General features: G+C 66.0%; 7 protein-coding genes. 4 read left to right on the forward strand and 3 right to left on the reverse strand.

Annotated elements, in window-relative coordinates:
* Window positions 1–49: 49 nt before the first annotated feature.
* Window positions 50–568 (reverse strand): SOS response-associated peptidase family protein, encoded by a 519-nt coding sequence (locus tag ACGVWT_RS18985; protein WP_394427786.1) that lies wholly within the window; start codon window positions 566–568, stop codon window positions 50–52.
* 45 nt (window positions 569–613) lie between these two features.
* Window positions 614–883, reverse strand: coding sequence for an HU family DNA-binding protein (locus ACGVWT_RS18990; RefSeq protein ID WP_066773491.1), 270 nt, complete (start codon window positions 881–883; stop codon window positions 614–616).
* A 41-nt stretch (window positions 884–924) separates the two neighbouring features.
* On the opposite strand from ACGVWT_RS18990, the gene ACGVWT_RS18995 reads away from it, so the two are divergent.
* Entirely contained in the window at window positions 925–1,101 is a 177-nt protein-coding gene (locus ACGVWT_RS18995; RefSeq protein ID WP_156442302.1) for a hypothetical protein, read from the forward strand.
* Here ACGVWT_RS18995 and ACGVWT_RS19000 read toward each other — a convergent pair.
* Window positions 1,098–1,625 carry a hypothetical protein gene (locus tag ACGVWT_RS19000; protein WP_242417103.1) on the reverse strand — a complete coding sequence of 176 codons (528 nt, stop codon included), beginning with the start codon at window positions 1,623–1,625 and terminating at the stop codon, window positions 1,098–1,100. The genes ACGVWT_RS18995 and ACGVWT_RS19000 overlap by 4 nt on opposite strands.
* An 86-nt stretch (window positions 1,626–1,711) precedes the next feature.
* On the opposite strand from ACGVWT_RS19000, the gene ACGVWT_RS19005 reads away from it, so the two are divergent.
* The 3 genes from ACGVWT_RS19005 to ACGVWT_RS19015 form a co-directional block, all read left to right on the forward strand.
* Window positions 1,712–2,473 (forward strand): ImuA family protein, encoded by a 762-nt coding sequence (locus ACGVWT_RS19005; RefSeq protein WP_183937299.1) that lies wholly within the window; start codon window positions 1,712–1,714, stop codon window positions 2,471–2,473.
* Entirely contained in the window at window positions 2,388–4,181 is a 1,794-nt protein-coding gene (locus tag ACGVWT_RS19010) for a DNA polymerase Y family protein (RefSeq protein ID WP_242417102.1), read from the forward strand. The genes ACGVWT_RS19005 and ACGVWT_RS19010 overlap by 86 nt, the downstream gene beginning before the upstream one ends.
* Window positions 4,178–4,636 (forward strand): PHP domain-containing protein (locus ACGVWT_RS19015; protein ID WP_394427790.1); only part of this gene is annotated, 459 nt, incomplete at its 3' end. The genes ACGVWT_RS19010 and ACGVWT_RS19015, both read left to right, overlap by 4 nt.

The raw sequence follows: 4,636 nt of genomic DNA on the forward strand, positions 1-4,636 counted from the left end.
AGCGGACCTTCATCGTCATCCCCGCAAAGGGGGCGACATCATCTCGGAATCAGGGGGCGAGTAATTCTCGGAACAGGGGGGCGGCATCATTTCGGAATGAGGGGGCGGCTTCCCTCGGAATCAGCACCGTCGGTCTCCAAATTCCGGCAAAGGCGAAGACAGGTCGGCTGGGCACGTCGAACCAGTGCAGCGGCTTCTTGCCGTCCTCACCAGGCGCGAGTCCATATTCAGAGAACGACGTAACCGGCACGAGACAACGCCGAGCCGGGGTGGTCAGCATCGACCGCCAGAAGCTGGAACTGAGATTGCGCACGTTGGTCACGTACTTCGTCAGCTTTACCGTCGGATCACGCTTACTCGGCACCTGCGTCGGCACGCCCCACTCCATGCGCTCGAGCCTGCGATCGTCGCCATCCTGCACAACGACAGCGCCATAGAACGGCGTCTTCTTCCCCGTCGGGAAGATATCGCCAATTGGAAACGTCTCCTCCACCTCATAGGGGGTGCGGATGCCGAACGTCGCAGCCACCTCGGCCTGCTTCGCCGTTAATCGATACCGATTACACATCAGCGCCTCCTATCGGCGCCGGCGACGATCGCCGGCGCTTGTTCGTCAGAGCTTGTCCTTCAGACCCTTCGCGGCGGTAAACGACACCTTCTTCGACGCCGCGATCGTCATGGCTTCGCCGGTCGCCGGGTTGCGGCCCTGCCGCTCGGGCCGATCCTTGACGGCAAACTTGCCGAAACCAGGGATCGAGACTTCATCGCCCTTCGCTGCAGCGTCCGCGATCTGATCGAAAACCGCCGTGATCGCCTTCTTGGCGTCGGCTTCGCTCGATCCCGTCGACGTGGCGACGCCCTTGGCCAGCTCGCTGATGTTCATGCTATTCATGCTCCCTAGAAAAACGAGCGGAATCCTTACTCATGACGAGCGACGACACAAAGACCGTACTGGATGAGGCGAACGCCCGAGCGGTTGCGCTGATGCTCGACAAGCTCGAGGACCACGATGTTACCGTGATCTATGAGGCAGTCGGCGGGATAGGGCCGATCGCTGACATCGCGGCTGACGCCATGAAGAACCGAAACATTGACCTCTAACTTGCAGCGTGTCGCTCGCGGGTGATGCGCGGATCCTCATACAGGTCCCGCATCGCCCGCAGCCGAAACCCATTCCACCAGCGCTGCCAGCGGTGCTCGGCCGCATCGTGGATCATGTGGCAGCGTTGACAGAGCGCTCGCAGGTTAGCCGGGGCGCTGTTGCTCGGATCATGATCGAGGTGCGCGCATGCCAGCACGACATAGGTCGTCCGGACGCTCGCCAGCGTAAAGCCGCCCTTCATCGAAACCCGCTTGCCCTGGTCTGACCGCCAACACCTCGCATCGGCATCCCACCAGCGTCCATCGCCAAGGTGAGCGACCCGCCGAAGGTGCGGCCGACCGCATTGCTCGCAGCGCCTGCCGGCGCGGTCGAACCGGATCGTGCCTGACAGCTGCTGCCAGTCGATCGGGTAAAGCCAACGGTTTTCGGCGCGGATCGGCATCGCATTTCTATGAGTCACGCGACCAGCCTTGGAAAGCTGATTTTCGCCGTTTGTTTTCACACCGTTTTGCAGGTGTTCCACCGCGAAACGATGAACCGAGAGGATCGAGGCTTGACCAATAGAGCTCGGTAACGGAACATAAAGGGAACGAGTAGAGTCTAACCCTTATGCCCGCCGCCCTTGATTCATCAGCGCCGACCATAGCGCATCTTCGGACGATCGCCACACCCGCGACCGACTTCCGCATCATGCCTTTCGGTGTCGATGCGATCGACGGGCGGCTCGGGGCAGGGGGCCTTCGCGCGGGCGCGCTACACGAGGCGACGGCACAGAGTGCCACGATGGTCGACGACGCGGCGACGACCCTCTTCCTCGCCAGCATCGCCGCGCGCGAAGCTGCTGCGACAGGCGGGCCGGTGTTGTGGGCGAGCTGCCGCGCTGACCTGTATGCGCCGGCGCTGGAGCAGATCGGCTTACCCAGCGCAGCCGTGATCCATGCCCAACCGCGCGATGACGCGGCCCTTCTGGCGGTGATCGAGGATACGGTGCGCGACGGTACACCGTCTGCCATCGTCGCGGAGGCGAGCAAAGTCTCCATGGTCGCCACCCGCCGCCTGCAGTTGGTCGCGGCCGAGGCTGACATGCCGGTCCTGCTTTTGCGCCGTCGACGCGGACTCAACGAGGATCCGCTTGCCGAACCATCCGCGGCCTGGACCCGCTGGCGGATCGGCACCACACCGTCCGAGCGGCTTGAGGTCGCGGGTGTAGGAAGGGCGAGATGGACGGTGGAATGCGCTCGCCAGCGTGGTGGTGAGGGCTTCTCCCTGATTGTGGAGGGCAGCGATGAGACGGGTCGTCTCGCTGTTCCTGCCGGACTTGGCCATCGAGCGGCTGAGACGGTTGGAACGGTCCGCTTCGCGGCAGCCTGAACGGCTTGTCCTCGAGCTGCCGGTAGATGACGACCCCGGCGCCTGTTCGGTGCCGCGGGGCGGCGGTTGGCGGCCAGGTGCGCGGTGGGCACGCGAGGGCCTGCCGTCCCGCGTCGACGTCGAGACGCAGATCGCGGCGCTGCCAACACATGCGCAGCCGCCTATGCGCGAGCTCGGCCGGCGATCGGAGGCAGCAAGCCACCCCTATAAGACCGTGATCGCAGGGCATCCGGAGCCAAAAGCATCGCCGTTGGATATTAAAACCCATGGCTTTCCACCTCTGGCGCTTATCGGGAAGGCTGGCCGGCGCGAGGAGGTGGTTGCTGCCTGCGAAGGCGCACGGGCGCTTGGCATCCATCCCGGTATGGCTGCGACCCATGCGCGCGCGCTCGTATCGGATCTCGATTTCCGTCCGGCCGAGCCGGAGGCTGATGCTGCACTCCTCGACCGCTTGGCGCTGTTCGCGGTTCGGCGCTGGTCTCCGATTGCTGCTGTCACGCCCGCCGATGGGCTCTGGATCGACCTTGCTGGCTGCGCGCATCTGCATGGTGGTGAGGAGCGGTTCTGCAGGCGGCTGATCGCCTTCTGCCGTCGTGCCGGCTTTACCGCACGCGTGGCCGTCGCTGATACGGCAGGGGCGGCCCATGCCCTCGCTCGCTTCGGCCGCAGCGAGCTGACCCGCGTCGAGCCGGGTGCAACCGCCAGTGCGATCTCGCCGCTGCCGATCGTCGCATTGCGCCTGGCGCCGAGCGCCATCAGCGCGGCCAAACGCTTCGGCTTCGAGACGATAGCGGATCTGCTGCCGGTCGCGCGCGGACCGCTGGCGCGTCGGCTCGGCCTGCCGGCGATCACGCGTCTGGACCAGGCGCTCGGCGCCGTGGCCGAGCCAATCACCCCGCGCGAGGATGCCGAAGTTCCGATCGTCGAACGTCGCCTCCTTGAGCCGATCGGCACAGCTGAGGCGATCGAACAGGTTATGGGCGACCTGCTGAACGATCTAGCGCAGGTCCTGGAGGCGCGAGGCTTGGGCGCACGGGCACTCCGCCTCACGGCCGTGCGCGTCGACGGCACGGAACAGGTCGTGGGTGTCGGCACGTCGCGGCCGACGCGCGAGGTATCGCACCTTCTCAGGCTCCTGAAGCTCAGGATCGAGCGGATCGACCCTGGCATGGGTCTCGAGCAATTCTGGCTGGTCGCGCCGCATACCGAACCGTTGGATGCGGTCGACCTTGGCGCGGTCCTCGCCGGCGAGACGCTGGTGCGGGACCCGGCGCGCCTCGTCGACGTCATCGCCGGCAGGATTGGAGGCTATGCCGTCTACCGGCTTGCGCCCGTCGAAAGCCATGTGCCGGAGCGGGCCGTCACCCGCTCCGACCCGGTGGAGATGCCAGGATCATGGCCGGCATGGAAGCGCCCGATCCGCCTCTTTGCCCGGCCTGAACCGCTGGCGCGCGTGATGGCGCTGATGCCGGACCAGCCACCGCGTCGGTTCGAGTGGCGGGGCAAGACCTACAAGATCGTTGCCGGCGACGGCCCCGAGCGCGTGCACGGCGAGTGGTGGCGCCGCGATGCCGAGGTGTGGGCGGTGCGGGACTATTACCGTGTCGAGGACGATGCGGGCGGCCGCTACTGGGTCTTCCGCCGCGGTGACGGTTTCGAGGAAGATACGGGCGACCTGTCCTGGTGGATGCACGGGGTCTTCGGATGACCCACTATGTCGAGCTACAGGTGCTCACCCATTTTTCGCTCCTGCGCGGCGCGTCGTCGCCGGAGGAGCTGTTCGCGGCCGCGGCGCTGCTCGGCTACCCGGCGATCGGCGTCAGCGACATCGGCACCGTTGGGGGTGTCGTACGGGCATGGGAGGCGCAGAAAGCCACAGGCGTCCGCTCGATCGCGGGCACGCGCGTCGATCTGTCCTGCGGCCGGCGCCTGCTGCTCTATCCGACCGACCGGCCCGCCTGGTCGAGGATCACGCGGCTGCTCACCGTCGGCAAGAAGCGGGCGGGCAAGGGCGGGTGCCTCCTCCACTGGCACGACCTCGAGCCGTGGTCCGAGGGTGTTGTCGCCATCCTGCTGCCGCACGAGGCGGACGAGGAGAACGTCGCCGCGCTGAAGGACCTGAAGGCTATCTACGGGCGTCGCGGCTATATGGCCCTGTTCCAG

The organism is Sphingomonas sp. S6, assembly GCF_043498045.1.
Taxonomy (GTDB): domain Bacteria; phylum Pseudomonadota; class Alphaproteobacteria; order Sphingomonadales; family Sphingomonadaceae; genus Sphingomonas.